Source organism: Luteibacter anthropi (assembly GCF_023699965.1).
Classification (GTDB): Bacteria; Pseudomonadota; Gammaproteobacteria; order Xanthomonadales; family Rhodanobacteraceae; genus Luteibacter; species Luteibacter anthropi.
This window is the reverse complement of the sequence record NZ_CP077072.1, coordinates 1,160,570-1,183,128: the sequence shown is the minus strand read 5'-3', so window position 1 is coordinate 1,183,128 and position 22,559 is coordinate 1,160,570. Positions and strand designations below refer to the sequence as shown.

General features: G+C 62.0%; 19 protein-coding genes and 1 tRNA gene. 14 read left to right on the top strand and 6 right to left on the bottom strand.

The genetic code is table 11. The features are described from left to right. Positions 1 to 142 precede the first annotated feature (142 nt). The 4 genes from KR767_RS05470 (at position 143) to KR767_RS05455 (ending at position 6,015) form a co-directional block, all read left to right on the top strand. Positions 143 to 2,446 carry a TonB-dependent receptor gene (locus tag KR767_RS05470; protein ID WP_250878387.1) on the top strand — a complete coding sequence of 768 codons (2,304 nt, stop codon included), beginning with the start codon at positions 143 to 145 and terminating at the stop codon, positions 2,444 to 2,446. A gap of 53 nt (positions 2,447 to 2,499) precedes the next feature. After that, the gene (locus KR767_RS05465; protein WP_166950289.1) at positions 2,500 to 3,540 is read left to right on the top strand and encodes a glycerophosphodiester phosphodiesterase; all 1,041 of its coding nucleotides are present in this window, start codon (positions 2,500 to 2,502) and stop codon (positions 3,538 to 3,540) included. Between the two features lie 145 nt (positions 3,541 to 3,685). Further along, positions 3,686 to 5,197, top strand: coding sequence for an amino acid permease (locus KR767_RS05460; protein ID WP_166950287.1), 1,512 nt, complete (start codon positions 3,686 to 3,688; stop codon positions 5,195 to 5,197). Positions 5,198 to 5,310: 113 nt separating this feature from the next. Further along, positions 5,311 to 6,015, top strand: coding sequence for a glutathione S-transferase N-terminal domain-containing protein (locus KR767_RS05455; RefSeq protein WP_250878386.1), 705 nt, complete (start codon positions 5,311 to 5,313; stop codon positions 6,013 to 6,015). A 47-nt stretch (positions 6,016 to 6,062) separates the two neighbouring features. On the opposite strand, the gene KR767_RS05450 is transcribed toward KR767_RS05455, so the two are convergent. Then, positions 6,063 to 6,653 (bottom strand): hypothetical protein, encoded by a 591-nt coding sequence (locus tag KR767_RS05450; RefSeq protein ID WP_250878385.1) that lies wholly within the window; start codon positions 6,651 to 6,653, stop codon positions 6,063 to 6,065. Between the two features lie 359 nt (positions 6,654 to 7,012). Between KR767_RS05450 and KR767_RS05445 the strand changes: the two genes are divergently transcribed. The 3 genes from KR767_RS05445 (at position 7,013) to KR767_RS05435 (ending at position 10,640) form a co-directional block, all read left to right on the top strand. Next, on the top strand, positions 7,013 to 8,251 hold the full coding sequence (locus KR767_RS05445) for a hypothetical protein (RefSeq protein WP_250878384.1): 1,239 nt from the start codon (positions 7,013 to 7,015) through the stop codon (positions 8,249 to 8,251). 613 nt (positions 8,252 to 8,864) lie between these two features. Next, positions 8,865 to 9,167 carry a hypothetical protein gene (locus KR767_RS05440; RefSeq protein WP_250878383.1) on the top strand — a complete coding sequence of 101 codons (303 nt, stop codon included), beginning with the start codon at positions 8,865 to 8,867 and terminating at the stop codon, positions 9,165 to 9,167. A gap of 186 nt (positions 9,168 to 9,353) precedes the next feature. Then, positions 9,354 to 10,640: a hypothetical protein gene (locus KR767_RS05435; RefSeq protein ID WP_250878382.1), complete on the top strand. Its 1,287-nt coding sequence runs from the start codon at positions 9,354 to 9,356 to the stop codon at positions 10,638 to 10,640. 1,333 nt (positions 10,641 to 11,973) lie between these two features. Here the strand turns inward: KR767_RS05435 and KR767_RS05430 are convergent. Continuing rightward, positions 11,974 to 12,657 carry an outer membrane protein gene (locus KR767_RS05430; protein ID WP_250878381.1) on the bottom strand — a complete coding sequence of 228 codons (684 nt, stop codon included), beginning with the start codon at positions 12,655 to 12,657 and terminating at the stop codon, positions 11,974 to 11,976. A 293-nt stretch (positions 12,658 to 12,950) separates the two neighbouring features. Between KR767_RS05430 and KR767_RS05425 the strand changes: the two genes are divergently transcribed. Further along, positions 12,951 to 14,846, top strand: coding sequence for a M61 family metallopeptidase (locus tag KR767_RS05425; RefSeq protein WP_166950275.1), 1,896 nt, complete (start codon positions 12,951 to 12,953; stop codon positions 14,844 to 14,846). 30 nt (positions 14,847 to 14,876) lie between these two features. Here the strand turns inward: KR767_RS05425 and KR767_RS05420 are convergent, their stop codons facing one another. Both KR767_RS05420 and KR767_RS05415 read right to left on the bottom strand, forming a co-directional pair. Further along, positions 14,877 to 15,332 carry a hypothetical protein gene (locus KR767_RS05420; protein ID WP_166950274.1) on the bottom strand — a complete coding sequence of 152 codons (456 nt, stop codon included), beginning with the start codon at positions 15,330 to 15,332 and terminating at the stop codon, positions 14,877 to 14,879. 84 nt (positions 15,333 to 15,416) lie between these two features. Continuing rightward, a complete protein-coding gene (locus KR767_RS05415) occupies positions 15,417 to 16,643 on the bottom strand; it encodes an acyltransferase family protein (RefSeq protein ID WP_250878380.1) in 1,227 nt (408 codons plus the stop codon). A 152-nt stretch (positions 16,644 to 16,795) separates the two neighbouring features. On the opposite strand from KR767_RS05415, the gene KR767_RS05410 reads away from it, so the two are divergent. Then, a complete protein-coding gene (locus KR767_RS05410) occupies positions 16,796 to 17,701 on the top strand; it encodes a LytTR family DNA-binding domain-containing protein (protein WP_166950272.1) in 906 nt (301 codons plus the stop codon). 10 nt (positions 17,702 to 17,711) lie between these two features. Here KR767_RS05410 and KR767_RS05405 read toward each other — a convergent pair whose 3' ends face one another. After that, the gene (locus tag KR767_RS05405; protein ID WP_250878379.1) at positions 17,712 to 18,656 is read right to left on the bottom strand and encodes an aldo/keto reductase; all 945 of its coding nucleotides are present in this window, start codon (positions 18,654 to 18,656) and stop codon (positions 17,712 to 17,714) included. A gap of 76 nt (positions 18,657 to 18,732) precedes the next feature. Here KR767_RS05405 and KR767_RS05400 point away from each other — a divergent pair, with 76 nt between their 5' ends. From KR767_RS05400 to KR767_RS05380, 5 genes are all read left to right on the top strand, one after another. Further along, on the top strand, positions 18,733 to 19,365 hold the full coding sequence (locus KR767_RS05400; RefSeq protein WP_250878378.1) for a TetR/AcrR family transcriptional regulator: 633 nt from the start codon (positions 18,733 to 18,735) through the stop codon (positions 19,363 to 19,365). A 4-nt stretch (positions 19,366 to 19,369) separates the two neighbouring features. Next, positions 19,370 to 19,912 carry a G/U mismatch-specific DNA glycosylase gene (mug, locus tag KR767_RS05395; protein WP_250878377.1) on the top strand — a complete coding sequence of 181 codons (543 nt, stop codon included), beginning with the start codon at positions 19,370 to 19,372 and terminating at the stop codon, positions 19,910 to 19,912. A 49-nt stretch (positions 19,913 to 19,961) separates the two neighbouring features. Next, positions 19,962 to 20,038 (top strand) — tRNA-Arg (locus KR767_RS05390). Between the two features lie 284 nt (positions 20,039 to 20,322). After that, complete coding sequence (locus KR767_RS05385) at positions 20,323 to 20,637, top strand: winged helix-turn-helix transcriptional regulator (protein WP_208392632.1); 315 nt, start codon at positions 20,323 to 20,325, stop codon at positions 20,635 to 20,637. 208 nt (positions 20,638 to 20,845) lie between these two features. Next, positions 20,846 to 21,736: an alpha/beta fold hydrolase gene (locus KR767_RS05380; RefSeq protein WP_250878376.1), complete on the top strand. Its 891-nt coding sequence runs from the start codon at positions 20,846 to 20,848 to the stop codon at positions 21,734 to 21,736. A gap of 156 nt (positions 21,737 to 21,892) precedes the next feature. Here the strand turns inward: KR767_RS05380 and rclC are convergent, their stop codons facing one another. After that, positions 21,893 to 22,462, bottom strand: a complete 570-nt coding sequence (gene rclC, locus KR767_RS05375; RefSeq protein WP_284732872.1) for a reactive chlorine resistance membrane protein RclC — start codon at positions 22,460 to 22,462, stop codon at positions 21,893 to 21,895. Positions 22,463 to 22,559: the final 97 nt, after the last annotated feature.

Here is a 22,559-nt window from a genome sequence, read left to right as displayed (position 1 = left end):
ATGTTGCAGTTAAGGGACGACTACATTCCGGCAATTTGCGATAGAAACGGATAATTCGTCTTAAATCATCGAATCGTAAGAAAACCTACATACAAAATCTTCACGCTTGGCGGCTTCCCCTCCCCGACGAGCTCGTCTGTCGATGACTTATTCCCGCCGCGCCATCTTCCTCGCGCTTGCCTCCGCGCTTGCCTTCCAGGCCCACGCTGCCGACAACGACGCCCCGCCGCCGAAGACGCAGGACCTGGAAGCCGTCTCCGTCATCGGCCAGGGCGAGACCCGCCAGGTGCAGCGCATCGTGCCGGACGACGAAAAGGTGCTGCCGCCGGGCACCAGCCCGCAGAAGATCCTCAACCGCCTGCCCGGCGTGTCGGTGCAGTCCAACGACGCCTTTGGCGCCAACGAGGAATCGCAGACCATCACCCTGCGCGGCTTCAACACCACCCGCCTGGGCTACACCCTCGACGGCCTGCCGCTGGGCGACAACGCCTACGGCAACTACAACGGCCTGAACATCTCGCGCGCCCTCATCGCCGAGAACATGTCCACCGTGGAACTGTCCGAAGGCATCGGTGCCCTGGGCACCGCTTCCACCAGCAACCTCGGCGGCGCCATCCAGTATTTCTCGTCCGACCCGTCGAAGACCTTCGGCGGCAAGGTGGCGCAGACCTTCGGCAGCGACCACAACCGTCGCACCTATGCCCGCATCGATACCGGCGACTACAAGGGCTTCTCGATGTACCTGTCGGGCGCCAAGGCCAACGCCGACATGTGGGCCCAGCCGCATTCGGACACCGGCACCAAGCAGTTCAACGGCAAGGCCGTGTTCGAGTTCGGTGACGGCAACCGCATTACCGGCTTTGCCGATACCTCACGCACGAGCCAGGCCGACTATGCGTACCTGTCCAAGAGCGGCATGCAGCGCGGCCTGGGCTGGGACTGGAACCTCTACGCGCCGGACTGGAACCGCGCCCTTGCCGCCGCTTACTGTGCACCGGCATACACCAAGGGCAACGTGAAGGACCCGCGCTGCGGCTTCTCCGGCGGCGTGGACAACATCGACGACGCCTACTACCAGAGCCGCGCGTTGCGCAATGACGACCTGTACTACCTCGCTGGCGACTTCACCGTGGCTGAGGGCGCCACGCTGCATACCCAGGTCTATCACCACGAAGACGAAGGCCAGGGCCACTGGTGGGCGCCGGGACAGAAGTCGTACCCGGGTACGGCCCAGGAGCTGCCGATCTCGATCCGCAGCACCAACTACACGATCAACCGCAACGGTGCCATCGCATCGCTGGCCTGGGATCTGGGCAACCATCACATCGAAGGCGGTGTGTGGTACGAGAAGAACGACCACCACGTCGAGCGCAACTTCTACTACATCACCGGCCCGATCAGCGACGATCGCTTCCTGTCCAACCCGGACCGTCGCCTGTTCTCGCAGGATTACACCATCACCACCAAGCAGGCCTACATCCAGGACACTTTCAAGGCACTGGACGATCGCCTCACCGTGGACGTGGGCGTGAAGAGCCCGCACACGACGATGACGGCACGTGAAACCCCAGGTGTGAGCGTGGAAGGCCCGCTCGCCAATGGCACGCTGAAGGCCAGCAAGTCGTTCCTGCCGCAGGTCGGCCTGGCCTATCAGGTTGCTCCGGGCCAGGAGTTCTTCCTGTCGTACGCCAAGAACATCGCGGCCTTCCAGGGTGGCGGCGCGAGCGGTCCGCTGCTGGTGACCCAGGCGGCGTTTGACCAGACCAAGTCGAGCCTGCGTCCCGAAGAGTCGCGCAGCATCGACGGCGGTTTCCGCAGCGTTGGCGACTGGTACGAAGCGTCAGTCGCGCTGTATGACGTCAAGTTCAACAACCGCCTGCTATCGCTTAACCCCTGCCCCAGCATCGAGCAGAACACGCGCCCGGGATGCAATACCGCGTTCGTGAACGTGGGCTCGGTGAGCAGCCAGGGTGCGGAGTTCACCTTCATCTGGAAGCCGTTCCACGGCTTCCAGTGGTACAACTCGGCCTCGTTCAACGATTCGACCTACGATGACAACTACATCGCCAACGGCCAGGTGGTTCCGGTGAAGAACAAGACCACGGTGGACACGCCCAAGCGCTTGTTCTCCAGCGAAATCAGCTACACCTACGGCCCGTGGTCGGCCAGCCTGCGCGGCAAGTACACCGGCAAGCGTTACTACACCTACACCAATGACCAGAGCGTGGCCGGTGCCACCTCGTTCGACTTCGGCGCCAGCTATAACTTCGGCCAGCTCGGTCAGCTGAAGGCCCTGACCCTTGCGCTGAACGTGACCAACCTTACCGACCACCGCTACGCCTCGAACCTCACGGCGTTCGGTGCCACCGACCCGCAGGGCCGCGCCCTGGCCTTCCACGCCAGCGCCCCGCGCCAGAGCTTCGTCACCCTGTCGGCCGACTTCTGATGAAGACGCTTGCTCTATCCTGCGCCCTGGCCCTTTCGCTCGGAGCGCTGTCGATGTCCATCCATGCTGAGCAAGCCCGGCCGCTCGCGGCCCGGGTACTGGTGATCGGTCACCGTGGCGCCAGCGCGCTGCGGCCCGAGCACACGCTGGCCTCGTATGCCGTCGCCATCAAGGACGGCGCGGATTTCGTGGAGCCCGACCTGGTCTCCACGAAGGACGGCGTGCTGGTGGTGCGTCACGAGAACGAGATCAGCGGCACCACTGACGTGGCCCAGCATCCGGAGTTCGCCAGCCGCCGCACCACCAAGACGGTAGACGGGGTAAAGATCACCGGCTGGTTCACCGAGGATTTCACGCTCGCCGAGCTGAAGACCCTGCGTGCACGTGAACGCCTTGCGGACATCCGCAAGGCCAACACGGCCTACGACGGCCAGTTCACCGTGCCGACGCTGGAGGAAATGATCGAGTTCGTGGCGGCCGAATCGTCGGCACACGGTCGCGTGATCGGCATGATTCCCGAGATCAAGCACTCCACGTATTTCCGCGGCATCGGCCTGCCCATGGAAGACAAGCTGCTGGCGGTTCTCGCCGCCCATGCTTACACGCGCACGGCACCGGTGGAGATCCAGTCCTTCGAGATCGGCAACCTCAAGTACATCCACGAGAAGCTGGGCAAGTCGCACCCGAACGTGCGCCTGCTCCAGCTGATGGGCGGCGAGACGGACCACGTGCCCGACCAGCCGGACATGACCTACGGCCAGATGATGTCGCCGAAGGGCCTGAAGGCCGTGGCTACCTATGCGGACGCCATCGGCCCGGCCACGCGCAGCATCATCCCGCTCGGCAAGGACGGCAAACTGGCTCCCGTGGCCCCGCTGGTCCACGACGCCCACGAAGCTGGCCTCGAGGTGCATCCGTACACCTTCCGCCCGGAAAACCACTTCCTCGCTGCGGATTTCCGCAACGATGCGGGTGATGCGGCGCGCAACGATGAGGGTTCGGTGAAGGAAATCCGCGCCTACCTCGCCACGGGCATCGATGCCTTCTTCACCGACGACCCGGCCCTGGGCCGCAAGGCCGTAGACGCCCGCTGACCCTGTAGGAGCGCGCCTCGCGCGCGACCGGCCGAACGAAATCGCCATCTCCGGGTTTTCGCCACCCCTGGTCGCGCGCAGGCGCGCTCCTACACGACACGCGTTATGATCCCGGGCCACTGCTGTGCCCCCAGGGATTCCATCGATGTCGCTCGCCAGGTTCCTACGCCACAAATCCGTCGAACAACTGCAGGCGGAGGTCGGCCAGCGCCGGGATTTCCGGCGCGTGCTCGGCCTGTGGCAGCTCACCGCCATCGGTATCGGCGGCATCATCGGCGTGGGCATCTTCGTGCTCGCCGGCCAGCAGGCCGCCATGAACGCCGGCCCGGCCGTGGCGCTCAGCTTCATCATCGCCGGCCTGGGCAGTGCCTGCGCGGCGCTCTGCTACGCCGAGTTCGCCGGCCTCATCCCGGTCACCGGCAGCGCCTACACCTACGGTTACGCGGTGCTCGGCGAGGGCACGGCCTGGATCATCGGCTGGGATCTCCTGCTCGAATACGCCCTGGTAGTGGCGGTGGTAGCCATCGGCTGGTCCGGCTATGTGCAGGTGTTGCTCGCCAGCGCCGGTGTGCACCTGCCCGAATGGGCGCAGAAGAGCATGAGCGCCGACACCATGACCTGGTACTGGCAGCAGTTCCTGGGCACCGTGGGCATCCAGCCCGCGCACCCGGTTGCCGCGCCCACCGAACACCATCGCTTCAACGTCATCGCCGCCGCCATCTGCCTGCTCGTGGCCGTGATGCTCTCGGTGCGCACGGAGTGGGGCGCACGCCTGAACACCTTCATCGTCGCCATCAAGGTCATCGGCGTGGCGCTGGTGATCGGCGTGGGCGCCTTCTACATCGACGTTTCCAACTGGCACCCGTTCATTCCCGAGCGCGTATTCGACGACAAGGGCGTGGGCCGCTTCGGCTGGCAGGGTGTGCTCACGGGCGCCAGCGTCGTGTTCTTCGCGGTGTTCGGTTACGACACCCTCACCACGGCGGCAGAGGAAGCGAAGAATCCGCAGCGCGATCTTCCGCGCGCCGTGATGCTTTCGCTTCTCGTGGCGATGGTGCTCTACATCGCCGTCTCGCTGGTGCTCACCGGCATCGTGCCGTACTCGCACCTGAGCGGTGATGCCTCGGTCTCCGACGCCTTCAATGCCATCGGCCTGCCGTGGATCGGTAACGTCATCGCCGCGGCCGCCGTCATCGGCGTGATCAGCGTGCTGTTCGCCTTCATGCTTGGCGCGGCACGCATCTGGTTCGCCCTGTCACGCGACGGCCTGCTGCCTGCCTGGTTCTCGCGCGTGCACCCGCGCTTCGGCACGCCGGCACGCCCAACGATGATTCTTGGCGTGTTCACCGCCCTGGTCGCCGGCCTGCTTCCCATCGGCGAAGTCGCCGAACTGGTCAACATCGGCACGCTCAGCGCCTTCATCCTCATCTGCGCCTCGGTGCTGGTGCTGCGCAAGCGCAAGCCTGATCTTGAGCGCAAGTTCCGCACGCCGTTCGTGTGGTTCACGGCGCCGCTCGGCATCCTGTTCTCGCTGGCCCTCATCGCCGGCCTGCCGTGGATCACCTTCGAGCGTTTCGCCATCTGGATGGTGATCGGCCTGGTGGTGTATTTCGCCTATGGCGCGCGCCACAGCAAGCTGAATCCGCCGGGCGAGTGACGGACCCGGGACGGGGCGAGCCTCCTGGCCGCCCCGATCCTCGCCGGGGTGTATTGAATCGAAAGGATTGTGTCTCCAGTATTTGCTCCTTGAATGTTCAAAGGAGCCGCCGCGTGGCCGATCTGTCCGCTTTTCCCATCACCCGCCGCTGGCCGGCGGCATATCCGGATCGCATCCAGCTGTATTCGCTGCCCACGCCCAACGGGGTCAAAGCATCGATCATGCTCGAAGAGCTTGGCTTGCCCTACGAGGTGCACCTCGTGGACATCGGCAAGAACGAGAGCAAGCTGCCCGAGTTCGAATCGCTGAATCCCAACGGCAAGATCCCGGCCATGATCGATCCCGACGGCCCGGGCGGCAAACCGCTGGGCCTGTTCGAATCCGGTGCGATGCTGCAATACCTGGCCGAGAAGACCGGTCGCTTCCTTCCTGCCGATGCGGCGGGTCGCTGGGAAACCATCCAGTGGCTGTATTTCCAGATGGCCGGTATCGGTCCGATGTTCGGCCAGCTCGGTTTCTTCCATAAGTTCGCTGGCCGTGAGTACGAAGACAAGCGACCGCGTGATCGTTATGTGGCGGAAGCAAAGCGCCTGCTCGGTGTGCTGGACAGGCACCTGGAAGGTCGTGAGTGGATTGCCGCCAACGAATACACCATTGCCGACATCGCCACGATCGGCTGGGTGAACAACCTCATCACCTTCTATGAAGCACGCGAACTGGTCGGTTTCGACGAGTATCATCACGTCAAGGCATGGCTTGAACGTGGCCTTGCGCGTCCGGCGGTGCGGCGAGGGCTGAAGATTCCTGCCAGGGTGTAATACGGAAAGGAGCCGGCCATGACAGGCAGGCTCCCCATGTTTCGATGTCACCGCTTCGGAGAACGAAGCCGTGCCTTCTTCCGCCAGTCATCACGTGCCTTGAGATGATGTGGGTGTGGTGACCCGGACACTTCGGGTGCACCGAAGGATACCCCACCCACTATCGGCGTGTAGATGCCATGGGCGGTAATGCGAAAGCCATTAACAAGCGTGCCCGGATGATTGGTGATGATTTGCATCTCGCTTGGGTTGTTTTCCCTATTGTGCATCTCAATCGGATTACCCGCATTTGCTCCATCAAGAAGAAACTGGAGTACGGCGCGATCAGAGTAGGAATCGCATGCAATAACGGTTGCAATCTGCGCATGTTTTCCATTTAGAAGGTGAACTTCTAGAGAGGTTGGGTTGGAGTCCTCATAGGTGATCCAATCCACGACAGGGAATGTCATGCTCGCGTCGTTGGGATGGAGCATAGACCAATCATAAAGCATGAACATGCTGTCTTCCGTGCCATCGCTGGTATAGGTAGTCCAGCGAGTTACGTCGCCGACGAGAGGCTCTCGGACAAGGCTTGGACCATGCTGGCTGAACCTTTCAAGCCAGTGTTCGTTGACGGCGTTTTTCTTCTGGTCATTCATATCAACCTCCTGTTGATGTGGGTGTCCTGCCATCAGAGCATGTCTTATCGTCATGATTGAATAAGACATGCGTTGTAGGGGGAATCATGAAAACCCGGCAAGTCTGGGGGGCGTCGATGATAAACAAGCGATTTTTGACGCATGACTTGAATATGGTCTTGCGCCGGCGGCGGTATAGCAGGGGCTGAAAATCCCCGCGCGATCATGAGCATCGTGCCGTTTTTTCGCTGTTGCTGGAAATTAGGCGCGGAAACGGCCGGTTTTCCAAAAATATGAGAATCCGCACTGAAATTTCGTGTAACTCCTGATCGCGGTAACGGGGTGTCGTGCCCCGTTGTTCGCAGATCAAGGAGTTCGCCATGAACCATGCGTCGTTCGCTCCTCTGTCGCTTCTTGTTATCGCTTCACTTGCGCTGCATGCCGCGCCGGCGGCATCCGCCACGCTCACCAACCTTGGCCACAACATCGGTGCGCAGTGTCGCGCCACGGGTGTCAACGACCTGGGGACGGCAGCAGGTACCTGCGTTCCTGGTACCAACAACGGTGCGCCGATTCCCTGGATGATGGTGCGGAACCTCCAGACCGGTCTGGCCGGTTTGTCCGCAGGCATTTCGTGCAGCGTGCTCGGCATCGCCAACAATGGCACGGTCGTCGGCAGCTGCCTCGACCAGACGAGCGTACCGTTCGGTGTGGTGTGGAGCGGGCCATCCATCGTGCCGCTGAAGCTCGCACCTTTGGCAGGCCTGCTCGGTATTGATGCCCACGTGCGCACGATACCGAAAGCGTTCAATCAGTCAGGTTATGTAGCGGGCCAGAGTGTGGCCTTCGATGGCAGTTCCACGGCCTCGCTGTGGAGCCCGGGCAGCGGCACCGCGCTGCTGGTATCCGCCTCCAGCGATAACTGCCAGGTGGCCGCCATCAACGATACCGTAGGCGGTGCATTGCCCAGCATATTGCTCAATTGCCCAGCACCTAACGGCCAGTCCATCACGAAGCTCGCCACGCCGACCGGCGCACTACGCACTTATGACCTGAAACCACTGGCCATCGCCCCAGGAAGTGCCTATTGCGTCGGCGCAGGACTCAACAGTGCCGGGCAGGTCGTCGGCTCGTGCATCTATCCGTCCTCACCCTTCAGCCAGACGGCGATCTGGGCCAGTGCGACCGCCACGCCGTCGCTGATGGTGTTGCCCAATTTCGCGGGTGACGTCATTGGCAAGCGCAACGGTGGCGTGTTCATCAACAGCGCCGGCCATATCGTGTTCGCGTATCAGACCGACGATGGCAAGGACGGCGTCGGCTATCTGGATTCACTGAGCAACATGCCTGTGCTGCTACCGCCCATCGTCACGGGTGCGAGTCTCACGGCGACAGGCTTCGCGGATAACGACCGCATCATCGTCGTGGGCGACAACGCGACAGGCAACAAACAGTCCGCCGTGTTCGACCCATCATCGGGCACGGTCGCTCCCATTGCACAGTTGCCGGGCGGCACGAACAGCGAACTCAAGGCGATCTCGCGGCTGGGCGGCTACGCCGCAGGCGTAGCGCAGGATGCCGGGCACAACGACAACGCGGTGCTCACTACGTTGCCCTGATGAAGCCACACAGATAGTCACGCAGTCGGTCCCAACCAACGCAACTACCCCTCACGTCGTTCCTGCGAACGCAGGAACCCAGCGCCCCGGTTCACCAGCAACGCGACCACATCGCATCGTGCTTTACGTAGGAAACGTGTTCGCGAAAACCCTCCGCACCGCGCTGGGTTCCAGCGTTCGCTGGAACGACGGTAGGTGGGTTTGTCGCGGCAGGTATGCTCGTTGTACCCACGCACCCCGCGCCGAACCCCGCACCGTGCCGAAACCCACTGTAGGAGCGCGCCTCGCGCGCGACCGTCACGAAGCGAAAGCCCGACACAACGAGCACGCCATGAAAGACACCACCCCCCCACCGGATTCTGGAAGACGACGACGCCTCCACCGACGCCCTCCTCAACGAAAACCACGAATGGCTCGCCTACGCACGCGGCACCGCCAGCCTGCTGGCGGAATGGTTTAGCGAAGGCGACGACGAAGGCAACGGCAACGAACTGTCGCTGGCCCTGGGCGGCATCGCCGCGCTCGTCGCCATCGGCGACCTCTGCATCCGTCGCGCTAACACGCAGGTGCTGTTCGATGGACCTTTGTCGTGCGTGGCCAGTGAGGTGACACCATGATGGGCATCGAAATTTTTCAGATCACGCTGGCGCTTCTGCTGATGCTCGTCAACGTCCTCGTCTTCATCGATGGCCGCCATGGCGTGACGGCGGCCACGCAAGGTGCACGCGGCTTTGCCGTTGCCGCCTTCGCCAGCGCCATCGTGGCCCTGATGGCCGTTCAACACCTGATGATCCAGGTATGGATCCACCCGAAGGATGAGACGACCTTCCTGATCTTTCGCGCAGCGATGAGTGGCATGGGTTTTGCCACATCGGCCGCTGTAGCGCTCTGGGTGCTTTCACGCTGGCGACAGTGACCAGTATGACCTAGCAAATAAGCAAAATCGGAAGTGATGGGTCTAATCGGGTAGGGCATGCATGACTTGCTGATTTTCTTCCATTTATCGGTTTTTACCTACACCAAAGGTGATATGCCTTTGCCATCGGCACCGTACTAGCTTGCGAGCCACTTCCTTTTCATTTGCGAACTGGGGATTGCCGTCATGAAATCACGCGCCATCATCTGTGGCCCGCTTGTCGTTGCTTGTCTTCTGTCTGCTTATGCAACGGCATCGTCAGCCGCCACGTTTACGCTTGTTCCATCGCCGGTAGGTAAGCAATGCGGTGTCAGTGACATCAACAACGGTGGCGATACGGTGGGTGGGTGTACGTCCAGCAATCCGTCAGGTGCGGGTGTGGCATGGTATGCCCCATCGGGCGGCAATCAGGCAGCATTGGCAACGCTCGTGCCGGGTAAGCCATGCGCCGCGATGGGGGTTACGAACGTTCGTGTGATATTCGGCACATGCATGGATACCAATGGCCAGTTTCAAGCGGTCTCCTGGGGTTCACCAAACGCATCTCCCGTCAAGTTTTCGCCACGCTCGGCGCTTCTGTCGAACGGAGTCATTGCCAGGCTGTCGGCCTACAACCAGAATGGCGATGCCGCGGGCTACAGCGTCGCGGGTAGCCGATCCTCCACCGTGGTGGTGTGGCCAAAAGGCAGCACATCCCCCGTCGTTGTAGCGTCGAATCTATTGGGAGGAATTCTGGGGCTTGACTACGACAACTGCAGTGTCGCGGATATCACAGAGCCCTCATCGAGCCTTCCTTCCGTGGCAATGAACTGCCCCAGGACGTCCGATGGAGGCAATCAGGCGGTCGTGGCATTGCCGGCGTCCTCAACCAGCTACACGTTGCAGAATCTGGCGCTGCCCACGGGTGCCGTTCAGTGCTCGGTATCGGGGATCAACATATCCAGGAACACAGTGGGTACTTGTGTCTACCTTCCCGACACCACCGTAACGCCTGCGGTAACGATCACGAAGATGGTGTTCTGGCCAACACCCACTTCCATGCCGACCGTGCTCTCGTTGCTTGCGAATGAAAGTCTACTCAACAACGCTGGTACGGCGATCAATGACAATGGAAATATGGTGATGAGTTACGAGCGCACCGATGGACATTCGGGCGTAGCGTACGTCGCCGTTGGTTCTGGGATGAGCAATCCGGTGACAACGCTTGTTCCTCCCGAAACCTCAGGTACAGGTATCGTGGCGACCGGCTTTGCCAACAATAATGCCATTGCGCTTATGGGGCAGGATAGCAACGGCTATGCCCATCCGGCTCTGTTCAATGCTGATGGATCACTGACCGAGGCGCTGGCGCCATTCCTGGCGGGAGGCACGCATGCGGTTATTTCGGTGCTATCGCAAGATGGAAGCAAGGGTGCTGGTAGTGCCGAGGACAGCACGCATACAGATGATGCGGTGACTATTACGTTGCCTTGATCTGGCTGATGCAGAGCTCAGTGAGTCACTAGTTTGGCGGATGTTAGCCATAGTTTTGGTGTCATTGAGATGTCGTTGTTTTACGTTGGAGCAGGTTTTTGAGGTGATTAGGAGGCTTGCTTGTCGGCATGGGCTCATCGACCTCAAGTGTAATAAACAGGCGGGTTGTGAGTGGCTCGCTGCGAAATTTTGAATGTCTATTGGGAGTGGTGTCGTGCATAAGTCATCATCGCTTCGGTTGTGGGTGAGCGTGATCGTTTTTGTCGTAAATGGATTATCGATAATGCCTGCATCAGCGGTAACCGTGCATTACGAGGGTTCGGGGCTGTGCCCGAGTGGAAACGGCACTGCAACCTATGGGGGGATGCCTGGGGATAAGCCCTATGTTCCACAGGGTTACAAGTCAGCAAATAAGGCGTCAGATACGGATTGGGCCTTGGAGCTTCGTGCTAGTGAATCATCTAGGGATGCTCTTGCTGCTTTCAGGGATGTCTACGCACCAGGAACGAAGCTACATTATTATATTTCAGCGATACACACGAGAAAGAGTTATTGTGAGTTCTAGAGCCTGTTAACGCTACTACTTAAGCCCGCCGGCGATGCAGGCCAAGTTGATGATATCGAGCAATGCGGCGTTCAGCTGGTCGTAATGACAAGCGGTACGGCGACATCCTATCATGTGCCGAAACAGCCGCTAGACTTCATTGCGTTGTTTGTGCGCCAGTGTTGATATTTAGGCGTCTTGGTCATGCATCATTTCGAGTTGAGTGACGTTGGTGTGGATGTCTTGATGGGTAAGAATCAAGCCAAGCACTATGCGCGTTAGTTGCCTTTGGCGAATAGGGCATACATGTGGAATCCATGGATCTTCCACGCCGCATGCATCTTCGCTGATTACTAGGGCTACCACGGCGCCTCCGATGAGAAGGAGGGTGAGATGGGTATGGGTTTGGGAAAGGCCCGGTCGGTCTGCTCGATGACAGTGCTCTTGCTTGCGTTGACGACGTTATTTCCGCCATTCGGCGTTAAGGCGAGAGGCGTCGACCCCTGTCCTGGGGGCGTTGTCAATCATCAGGTGCCGACGCATCCTCAGCCCGGATGGTCATGGGATTATCGTGCCCATGACGGACCAAACCGTGTCTGGGAAACCAGGGGAATTGTTACGTACAGTACGCAAATCAATGTGCGTCCAGAATGTGATCCCATGTATCAGAAGGCGGACGCTTTGAATGCGCTTTATGACAGTTTGTATCCAGGTTGGCGATATAAGCAGCTTTTTGGATGGTAAAGCGGCATCCCGTTGATCGATGCGATGCCGCTTCCTATGTTCGTCTTACCAGAACCGATATTCGGCGGTCAGGCCAACCAGGTTCACATGGGCCGTCTTGCCGTTGTCGCCCTTGCCATTGGGCTTGAACGTATATCGATCGAACGTTAATGCCAGCCCGATGTTCTCGCTGAAGTCGTAACCCACGCCGATGCCACCGTAGATACGGTTATCGAACGAGGTGTGACGATAGCGCACCGTGTTGTCGTAGACCTGGATATAGCTGAATTCCTCGCTGCCTTCGGAACGGGTGCGAAGGTGCGCCACGCCCAGGTGTGCGGTGAGGCGCAGGTCATACGGGAGATCCCACTTGCCATTGACACCGACGACGATGGCATCGCTCCTGGTTTCTTCGCGCAGGGCGTAACGCGTGGAAAGTCCACCGCGATCGTTACGCCACGTGGCCTTGCCAAGATTCACATACCCAGCTTCCACGCCAAGCGAGAAGGGGCGCGACACCACCCAGCGATAGCCGCCGAGTATGCCGAAGCCGGTGCTGCTGCGATCTTCTTTTTTGTAGTTCACGTCGCTCGTCGGGCGATGGTCGATATCGAAGCGCGATGCGCCGGTCGTCACCGAGATGAAGGGACCTGTCTGCGAAACAGAGGCGGACGACGATTCAGCCGTGGCGGCGAGCGGTGCGGCGAGCAGCACGGCAGCGATGGCCGTGCGGAGCATGGTGTTGTGCATGTTGGTTCCTTGATCCCTAGAAGTCCTGATCCCGTCGCCGGTCTGCATGCTGGCCGGGCGCAGTATTATATGAATCCTGCGATATAGCCGCAGGGCATATCCGCATGCCGTCGTGGAAACCTGCGAACACGTTCTCCTTTCCTGACAAGGGCCATTCCGCCCACCCGTGACCTCTGGCATAGGGCCTCTCCCTGAACGAGAGCTAGCATCGGTGTCTTGCGCAATCCACAGGGGAGCGCGCCGATTTGCTCGCAAGGACGGCCGGGCGCCCATTTGTTTTCCGGGAGACTGTAGTGAAATCCACCCTTCTTGCCTCCGCGCTGCTGGCCGCCCTGGCCGGTGTCGGCGCTACCGCCGTCCGCGCGGACGACGTTCCGCCCATCCAGGACGCGCCGTTCAACGGCACCCTGAAGCTCAACGTCGACGCCACCGATCTCGACCGCCGCATCATCCGCGTCAAGGAATCCATTCCCGCGCAGGCCGGTCCGCTGACCCTGCTGTTCCCGGAGTGGATCCCGGGCCACCATTCGCCCACGGGCCCGATCGACCAGTTCGCCGGCCTCATCGTGCATGCCGGTGGCAAGCGCATCGAATGGAAGCGCGACGAGTACAACGTCTATGCCTTCCACATCGACGTGCCGGCCGGTGCCACCCAGGTCGACGTGGAATTCCAAACCCTCACGCCGCAGGACCCGCGCCAAGGCCGCATCGTGATGACGAACGACATCGTCAACGTGCAGTGGAACCAGGTGGCGCTGTACCCGGCGGGTTACCGCGCCGACAAGGTGCAGGTGGAGCCGTCGGTGAAGCTGCCGGCCGGTTTCCAGTTCGGCACCGCGCTCGAGCAGTCCAGCAAGGACGGGGACACCGTCACCTTCAAGGCCATCGACTTCGACAACCTCGTCGATTCGCCGATCTTCGCCGGTCGCTACTTCAAGCGCGTGGACCTCGATCCCAATGGTCGCTCGCCGGTGCACCTGAATATCGTGGCCGACAATGCCAAGTCGCTGGAGATCAAGCCCGAGGCGCTGGAGATCCACCGCAAGCTCGTCCAGCAGATGGACAAGCTCTACGGCGCGCGCCACTACAACCACTACGACTTTCTGCTGGCGCTCACCACCCAGCTCGGCGGCATCGGTCTCGAGCACCATCGCTCGTCCGAGAACAGCGCTGCACCGGGCTACTTCACCGAATGGGACAAGAACTGGCTCGGTCGCGACCTGCTCGCCCACGAGTACAACCACTCCTGGGACGGCAAGTATCGTCGCGGTGCCGATCTCGCCACGCCGAGCTTCAACGTGCCGATGGGCGACAGCCTGTTGTGGGTGTACGAAGGCCAGACGCAGTTCTGGGGCAATGTGGTGGCCGCGCGTGCGGGCCTTGTCTCGCAGGACCAGGCGCGCGAACTGCTCGCCTTTGTCGCCGCCACGTATGACCAGGGTCGCCCGGGCCTGTCCTGGCGCACCATCGGCGACACCACGAACGATCCGACCATCGCCCAGCGTCGTCCGCTCTCGTACCGCAACTACCAGATGAGCGAAGACTACTATTCGGGCGGCCAGATGATCTGGCTCGACGTGGACACCAAGCTGCGTGAGCTCACGAAGAACAAGCGCTCGCTCGACGATTTCGCCAAGGCATTCTTCGGCATGAAGGACGGCGACTGGAAGGTCAATCCGTACACCTTCGACGACGTGGCCAGCACGCTCAACGGCATCGCGCCGTACGACTGGGCTACCTACCTGAAGGATCGCGTCTACGGGCACAAGGGCGACATCGAAGGCATCGAGCGCGGCGGCTGGAAGCTGGTCTACAACGACAAGCCCTCCGACGTGGTGAAGATGTTCGAGTCCAAGCGGGGCTACACCGATCTCACCTACTCGGCAGGCTTTGCAGTGTCGGCCAAGGGTGACATCTCCGACGTGCGCTGGGATGGTCCGGCCTTCAATGCCGGCCTCTCGCCGGGCATGCACATCGTGGCGGTGAACAACAAGGAATTCAGCGGCGACGTGCTGAAGGATGCCGTCACCGATGCGAAGACCGGCAAGGCCCCGATCGAACTGCTGGTGAAGAACTTCGACCAGTACAAGACGATCAAGGTGGACTACCACGAAGGTCTGAAGTACCCGCACCTGGAGCGCGACAAGAGCAAGCCCGACTGGCTGGGCGAGTTGTACAAGACCAGGTAAGAAAAAAGGGCGCCTGAGGGCGCCCTTTTTTCAGCGGCTGACGATCGACACGCGCCGGATCACCAGCTTGCCGCGCAGCTTCTCGAAGCGGATCTCGTTGGCCAGCGGATCGTGCGGCGGTTCGTCGGGGAAGGGACACACCAGCACGCCGTCGCGCACGCCCCGGCGGATGGTCACCACCGGTCCGCGCTGGTGGTTGCGGTAGAAGGCCACCAGCTCGGCGTCCTGTTCCAGCCCTTCGCTGGAGTACTGGAGCACGAACTGGCATTCGCCTTCACCCAGCTCCATCAGCATGTCCAGCGAGCCCTGGTCATCAAGCTTTGCCACCAGCTGGGTGGCTTCCCCGGCATCGTGGGTCAGGGCGAGGCAGTCGTCCTGGGTACCGGTCCAGCGGGTGTAGCGGGTCGCGACCATGCCGTGGCCGATGTTCTCGGCGGTCGTGAAGTTCTCGTCGTAGTGGTTAAGCCAGCACTGGTCCATCTGCACCCCCGCCCGGGAGCTCCTTCAACACCTGGGAGCCGATCATCGCTCGCCGAACGTTAAGGGGATGAATGCCCGGTGTCATGGGAATCATGGCGAACTTGCGACAGCTCCGGCGGGCAGGGTGGCAGGGGAGGCTTTCGGACGTTTCAGCCCGAACAGGGGACGCAGGAAGCCCACCCGGCGGATGCCGTATTCATGGAGGATGTGGCAGCCGGCAACGGTGCCGCCCAGCACCATGGCCGGCTCCAGCCAGGGGCCCAGGGACAGCGGCTTGAGCAGGAAGATCAACAGGATGATCAGGCTCTGGTGGAGCATGTACCAGGGGTACACCGCCTCGGTGCAGTAGGGCAGCCAGCGGAAAGGCCGGTCGAGCCAGACCTTGCCCCAGCCCAGGATCGTCAGCAGGGCCACCCACAGGTAGAGACACTGGGAGCCATGGGAGATCGCCGTCCATACCGCGCCGGGCACCTGCTGCGCCCAGGCCGGCGGATGATCGCCCACCTTCATGCTCAGGTAGCGCAGGCCCAGGTAGACCGTGACCGAGGCCAGCGCGATCACCAGCGTGCTGCGACGTGCTGCCACCACGCGGTCCCAGAACGAGGCTTCCCGGGCCAGCAGGTAGCCGGACAGGAACACGGTGGCGTACTTCGCATGCTGGAACCAGTCGCCGAAGAAGGCGTTGGTGGGCGGGAACCGCGGCGCCAGCACCCACAGGTAAAGCACCTGCAAGGCGGCGGGGACACCCAGCAGCACCCAGGCCGGCGAGCGGGCGAAGCGACCCACGGCCCAGTGCACGGCAGGCCGGTTCAGCAGGGGCATCAGGAGCACCAGGCCCACGGTGTAGGTCCACAGGTATTGCAGGTACCACAGGTGGTTCCAGGTGATTCCGTATTCCCAGCCGGAGAAGCTGCCCCTCGGCCAGGGATGCACCTGCCAGTAGGCCACCAGGAATCGCCAGAACCCCGGCTGCAGGTGCCCGCTGGCCACGCCCTCGCAATAGGGCTGGATGGGCACCACCACGAACATGCCGAAGAACAGCGGCAGCAGGAGTCGCCACGCCCGCTCGCGGGTGAAGCGGAGCAGCCGTCCTTCCGGGGCGGCCAGCGCGATGGCGATGCCGGAGATCAGGAACAGCAGGCTCATCCGCCAGCGATTGAGGAAGATCATCGGCCATTGCAGCCACTCGGCCGTGTAGTTGCTTTTGATATGGAAGCCCCAGTCCCCCACGTAGACCATGCCCGTGTGGTACAGGATCAGGAAGGCAAAGGCGAAGACGCGCAGGGCGTCGATGTCGTAACGGCGTGTCCGGTCCATGTGTGTCCCCCTGGGTAGCGGGGATTACGATGCGCGGCGGCATGACCCCGTCGCCAGCGGCAGGGGCCGGAATCCGCCCTCCCTGGGACGAACGGTGGTCATGGAGTGACGAAGGCCAACGGCCCCCGCTGCCGTGCCGGTAGCATAGGGACATGACTTCGACGCCCCTCCCGCCCGGCCACGACCTCGCACGCGACCATCGCCGCCGCCGCTGGTTCGTGGTGGCCTTCTGGCTCGTGCTCTTTGGCAGCTCAGCGGTCAGCGGCACCATCACCAATGGCATCGATGCCGAGCGCTACCACGTGGCCTTCGCCGCCTGGCAGCTCGCCACGTTCGAGTTCAGCAGCGCGGTGGTGTCGCTGCTGGCACTGCCCTTTCTTCTGATCGCCTGCGACCGCTGGCCCCTGCATGCGGATACGTGGCGTCGCCGCCTGCCGCTTTATTTTCTCGGTAGCGTGGCCTGGTGCGCATTCCATGTGACCGGCATGAACCTCATCCGCATGGGCGTGTTTCACCTCAAGGGCATGCAGTACGACCCGGGCAGCATCGGCCTGCTGGCGATCTACGAATACCTGAAGGACGTGCGCACCTTCTTCATGATCGTGGCCGTGGAACATCTGGTGGAGTGGTTCGGCCGTCGGCTGAAAGGTGAGGCGAGCCTGCTCGCCGCGCCGGAGGAAGGTCCGCCGGTGGAGCCCGTGGACCGCCCCGAGCGTTTTCTCGTCCGCAAGCTCGGCCAGGATTTCCTCGTGGCCACGGCCGACATCGAATGGGCGCAGGCCTCGGGCAACTACGTCAACCTGCGTGTGCGCGGACGCGACTATCCGCTGCGCAGCACCCTCGCCGCGCTGGAAGCACGGCTCGATCCGGCGCTGTTCGTCCGCGTGCATCGCAGCTACGTGGTGCGGCTGGCGCAGGTCACCTCGATCGAGCCGCTGGATGCAGGCGATGCACGCCTGCACATGGCCGACGGCTCGCAGTTGCCATGCAGCCGCCGTTACCGGGAAAGCCTGCGCGCCGCCGCGACCGGTGCCGAGCCTCTGGCGGCCCGGGCCTGAGCCGGGAGGCTCAGGCCGTCTTGCGCGGAATGAAACCCGGCACGCCGGTATTCACCACGTTGTTCAAGCGCACCCGCATGGTGATGCCGTCGCGCATGTCGTGCATGGCATCGTCGGGCAGGGTGGCGATGCCGATGTTTTCCACGATGTGCGCGGAGCTCGTCGAGGTGGTCAGGAAGGCCGTTCCGCGCTGCGCGGCCCACGACAAGGCGACCTGCGCCGGCGTCATGCCCGTATGTTCCGCGATACGGCAGATCGTGGCGTCCTCGGTGATGCGCGGTTCCATGCCGTGACCCAGCGGCGCAAAGGCCAGCAGCACGACGCCGTGCAGCTGGCAGAACTCAAGCATCTCCCATTCCGGCAGGTAGGGATGGCATTCGACCTGCACCACGGACGGCTTGATCCGCGCGCCTGCGACGATCTCCTTTAGTTTGTCGAGCGTGATGTCCGACAGGCCGATGGCGCGACACTTGCCCTTGTCCACCAACTGCTCCATCGCGTGCCAGGTGTCGAGCAGGGTCACCCCGGTGTCGTAGACCGGCTGGCCGTGTTCGTCGCGAGGGTCCTGCTCGTCACCCGGCTGGAAGGCGAACGGCGTATGGATGAGGTACGCGTCCACATAGGCGATGCCCAGCCGCTCCAGGCTGGCGTCCAGCGCGGGCTCCACCCGCTCCGGGCGGTGGTTCGTGTTCCATAGCTTGGTGGTGACGAAGAGATCCTTCCGGCGCACCACGCCGGAGGCCATCGCCTCGGCGAAGGCGCAGCCCACGATGGCCTCGTTACGGTAGCGCTCGGCGCAGTCGAAATGCCGGTAGCCCGCCTCCAGCGCCAGCTTGAACGCCTGCCGTGCCCGGCCGCCGTCGGCGATGAGGGTGCCAAAACCCACGGCCGGCATCTGGCCGTCGCCGTGGTTGAGCGCAATCCGGATGTCCCGCAGGGACGGGGAGGCGTGCATGGTGAGGTACTCCGGCAGATAATTTTGTTCGGACTCGGATAATATTCCTGCCGAGAAGCGGAGGTCCAGTATTTTTATGCCGAACAGAACAAAAATTGATGCGGCGGAGAAACGGCCCCGGGGCCGGCCAAAGGCCTACGACTCCCAAGCCGCCCTCGCGCAGGCCACCGAAGCGTTCTGGAAGGCGGGCTACGCCGGCACCTCGCTGGATGACATCGCCAGCGCTACCGGCATGAACCGCCCCAGCCTGCGCGCGGCCTTCGGCGACAAGCGCGAGCTCTACCTGCGGACGCTGGCCGATTACTGGGCCCGCAAGTTCGAGCTGATGCACAAGGCGCTGGACGGCGACGAACGCCTGACGGACAGCCTGATGAAGGTCTACGAGGCATCGCTTGCCGTCTATTTCATGGGCGATGGACCGGCGCGCGGCTGCTTCGTGGTCGGTACGGCCATCACCGAAGCCAACAGCGATCCGGATGTGCAACGCATGGTGGCCGATGGCTTCCGCACGCTGGATGCCTGTTTCGAGAAGCGCCTCACACGTGCCGTGGCCGACGGCGAACTGCCTGAGGGCAGCGACGCGGTCACGCTGGCGCTGCTGGCCACCGCGACCATGCACAGCATCGCCGTACGTGCGCGCACCGGCACCCCACGCGCCGAACTGCAGGCCATGGCCCGCCGCGCCGTGGACACGATCTGCGGCGGGTGAGCGCATGACGGAAAGCCTGCCCGATATCGCCACGCGGGGACTGGATGTCATCTTCTGCGGCATCAACCCGGGCCTGTCGGCCGCGGCGTCGGGACATCACTTCGTCGGGCACAGCAACCGCTTCTGGCGGGTGCTGCATCTGGCGGGCTTTACCCCGCATCAGCTGCGCGCCGAAGAAGACCGCTCGATCCTCAGCTATGGATATGGCCTGACGACCGTCGCGGGCCGTCCCACGGCGGGTGCCGCCGATCTGTCAGCAATGGAAATCGTGGCTGACGCCGAAGCATTCCGCCAACGGATCGCGTCATACGCGCCGAGATACGTCACCTTTCTGGGCAAGATGGCCTACGCGGCGCTGTCGGGGACGCGCGACCCGGCATGGGGCGCACAGCCCGGGCTGCTGGAAGGCGCCCGTGTCTGGGTGCTGCCCAATCCCAGCGGGCGCAACCGCGCCTTCTCACTCAATGCCCTGGTCGAGGCTTACCGCCAGCTGCGCGATGAGCTACACGCGGCGGATGCCCCGCCTGACGGACACCCGCAAGCATGAGGCTAGGCCGCCGCCCCCATTCCCGCTACAATCCCCGTTCGCTTCATAAGCGCCCGTAGCTCAGCCGGATAGAGTAGTGGCTTCCGAAGCCATTGGTCGGGGGTTCGAATCCCTCCGGGCGCGCCAGCTTGCCAAAACCCCGCCACGCGGGGTTTTTTATTGCCCGACATCCTCTGTAGGAGCGCGCCTCGCGCGCGACGGTCATGGCGACCACCTGACCCGACGCCGACCCACGCAACGTGCCACGCCCGGTATCCACGATGCCGCTAGACTTGCCGCATCAATAGCGCAAGCCAGGTTGCGCCGATGCACACGAGGATGTCGCCATGTCATGCCAGGTAGATCCGCTTTTTTTCGCAGACTGCGCAGCCCGTTCGTTCTTCGATCAGGTGGCCAACAAATGGTCGGTGATGATCCTCACCATCCTCACGGACAGGCCGACACGATTCAACGAAATGCGCAGGCGCATGGAAGGCATCACGCACAAGGCTCTTACCGAAGCGTTGCGGCGCATGGAGCGCAACGGGCTCATTACACGCGCAGTGCTGGCGACTTCACCGGTAGCCGTCGAGTACGCCATCACCGAGCTGGGTCGTACGTTGCAGGTGCCCTTCGGCGCCGTCTACGAGTGGTCGATCCATCATCTGCATGAAATCGAACAGGCGCGCGCCACCTATGATGGGCGATCTATCGATCAAGTACATTTATCCCCAGACGTTGATTAAAGCGATCTTCCACCAGGATATGCCAGCGCAATGCTGGTTATCCGCCGCTGAATCCGGGTGGCGATATACATGAGTATATCTAGGCACCTTAAGTTGCGTAATTGACGCTGGATATCGTGCCCATATCATTTTGTCCTGGCCCATTTCATCAAGCCATGATGTCTCGCAGCGATCTCGAAGAGACGCCGTCACACACCAGGACACCCTCATGAGCACCCGTGAATTCGATAAGGATCGCCGCCACTTGATAAAGCTCGCCGGCATCGCGGCAGCGGCTGCAACGATAGGTATAAACCCCACGCAAGCACACGGGACGCCGCGCTCGCATCCAAGGCTGTTCTTTACGGACGTTGGCAAGGGCACCAACGTCCTGCTTCTGCACGGATGGACATGCGACTCACACGACTGGAGCTGGCAGCTTCCGTTGCTCGAATCAAAATATCGCGTGGTTGCCGTGGACCTCAGAGGCCACGGTCGTTCCGATGTTCCGCCTTCAGGAGCATATAACCCATCGGACTACGTGGGTGATGTCGAACGGCTTATCTCCAGTCGTTATCCTGGCGAAAAATTCGTCGTGACCGGTCACTCGATGGGAGGGCAGATCGGCGCCCGCCTGGCGGCAACGCGACCTGACCTGGTGCGTGCACTGGTGTCCATTGACGGCGCCCTGGGCTTTTCCGACGAGGTGGGGATGTTGTTTGCAAAGGCTGCTCGCGCCCTTGTGAGCGGTGATCCCGCCGTCGTCGTGCCTGCGTTCCTCCGGCCGGTCTACGACAAGCATACCAACCCGGCATGGAAGCGCTGGCATGCGCGGCGTGTGCAGGGCATGCCGGCGCACGTGGTGCGCGAATCCTTCGGTCCGCTTTTCGTTGGCCCTGCGCAGGTGGGCGTGGGTGAGGCCAGCGGGGAATTCTGCAAGACCCTGAAGGTACCGGTGTACCACTTATGCCGCGACCCTGTGCAGGCGGATCGCATGCGTCCATGGTTCACGGCCGCCGGATCGAAGGTGGATGTGTGGACCGATGCAGGTCACTGGATCATGCAGGACCGCGTCGATGACGTTAATCATGCGGTTACCCAGTGGATCGACGCCCTGTAGTGCAGGGTTCGTGATGGTGCGCGTCTTCCATACCTCCGTGCGCAGCTCTCCTTCGTTTTTCCAATCTTTCCGAGCGCCAGCTGTAGGAGCGCGCCTTGCGCGCGACCGGTAGTCACGGTAACCCCCGGGTCGCGCGCAAGGCGCGCTCCTACAAGATCATTTGTCCGCAAGAATGGCCTTGGCTGCGTCCACGCCGATAATCCATGAACCTGCCAGCATCATCGTGTCCTTGATCACCAGCCTTCCCGCACCCGAAAGATAAGGAAACCCATGCTGCGCATCTCCCAGCGCCGGCACCCACGCATCCGGGGTGGTGATAAGGAACGATAAGGTCACCAGCGTCGTGCCGAAGGAAAGAAACGCTCCCAGCAGCCCGAGTCGCTTCGACAGCGGATAGGAGAGCACCAGAAGGGCAATCGTCCACTCGACGATACCGAGTCCCGTCGAAAAGCCGTAGGTGTTGTTCGCCCTCTGCCAGGCACGCTGCTCGGGCACGAGCTGACCTTCATGCGTGAGATGCGCCTTGTATTCCTCGGGGTGGTTATAGAAGAACGACATGACGGGACTGTTGGCCACGAAGGGCGTGATGCTGTCTGCTTCATATGGAACGAATTTCAGCTCACCGATCCACATGAAGACAATAGCGATGGCAAGGCGCATGAGGACAGGGCCGGCACGCTCGGTGCGGACGAAAAGGACTAACGCATCGTGGAACGTACGGGTCATGACAAATGCTCCGGTTGAAGGGAGCTCAGTTTGAATCGGCGCGGCGAGCGCATGAACGCGCATCCCACTCAATTCATGGCGCCTGCGTCTCACCCGA

Excerpts from the sequence above, each read along its gene's own strand:
- KR767_RS05435 (WP_250878382.1), top strand. The coding sequence starts at position 9,354 with ATGAAATCACGCGCCATCATCTGTGGCCCGCTTGTCGTTGCTTGTCTT.
- KR767_RS05460 (WP_166950287.1), top strand. The coding sequence starts at position 3,686 with ATGTCGCTCGCCAGGTTCCTACGCCACAAATCCGTCGAACAACTGCAG.
- KR767_RS05430 (WP_250878381.1), bottom strand. The coding sequence starts at position 12,657 with ATGCACAACACCATGCTCCGCACGGCCATCGCTGCCGTGCTGCTCGCC.
- mug (WP_250878377.1), top strand. The coding sequence starts at position 19,370 with ATGACGGAAAGCCTGCCCGATATCGCCACGCGGGGACTGGATGTCATC.
- KR767_RS05415 (WP_250878380.1), bottom strand. The coding sequence starts at position 16,643 with ATGGACCGGACACGCCGTTACGACATCGACGCCCTGCGCGTCTTCGCC.
- KR767_RS05405 (WP_250878379.1), bottom strand. The coding sequence starts at position 18,656 with ATGCACGCCTCCCCGTCCCTGCGGGACATCCGGATTGCGCTCAACCAC.
- KR767_RS05440 (WP_250878383.1), top strand. The coding sequence starts at position 8,865 with ATGATGGGCATCGAAATTTTTCAGATCACGCTGGCGCTTCTGCTGATG.
- KR767_RS05385 (WP_208392632.1), top strand. The coding sequence starts at position 20,323 with ATGATCCTCACCATCCTCACGGACAGGCCGACACGATTCAACGAAATG.
- KR767_RS05450 (WP_250878385.1), bottom strand. The coding sequence starts at position 6,653 with ATGAATGACCAGAAGAAAAACGCCGTCAACGAACACTGGCTTGAAAGG.
- KR767_RS05380 (WP_250878376.1), top strand. The coding sequence starts at position 20,846 with ATGAGCACCCGTGAATTCGATAAGGATCGCCGCCACTTGATAAAGCTC.
- KR767_RS05410 (WP_166950272.1), top strand. The coding sequence starts at position 16,796 with ATGACTTCGACGCCCCTCCCGCCCGGCCACGACCTCGCACGCGACCAT.
- KR767_RS05400 (WP_250878378.1), top strand. The coding sequence starts at position 18,733 with ATGCCGAACAGAACAAAAATTGATGCGGCGGAGAAACGGCCCCGGGGC.
- KR767_RS05465 (WP_166950289.1), top strand. The coding sequence starts at position 2,500 with ATGTCCATCCATGCTGAGCAAGCCCGGCCGCTCGCGGCCCGGGTACTG.
- rclC (WP_284732872.1), bottom strand. The coding sequence starts at position 22,462 with ATGACCCGTACGTTCCACGATGCGTTAGTCCTTTTCGTCCGCACCGAG.
- KR767_RS05470 (WP_250878387.1), top strand. The coding sequence starts at position 143 with ATGACTTATTCCCGCCGCGCCATCTTCCTCGCGCTTGCCTCCGCGCTT.
- KR767_RS05445 (WP_250878384.1), top strand. The coding sequence starts at position 7,013 with ATGAACCATGCGTCGTTCGCTCCTCTGTCGCTTCTTGTTATCGCTTCA.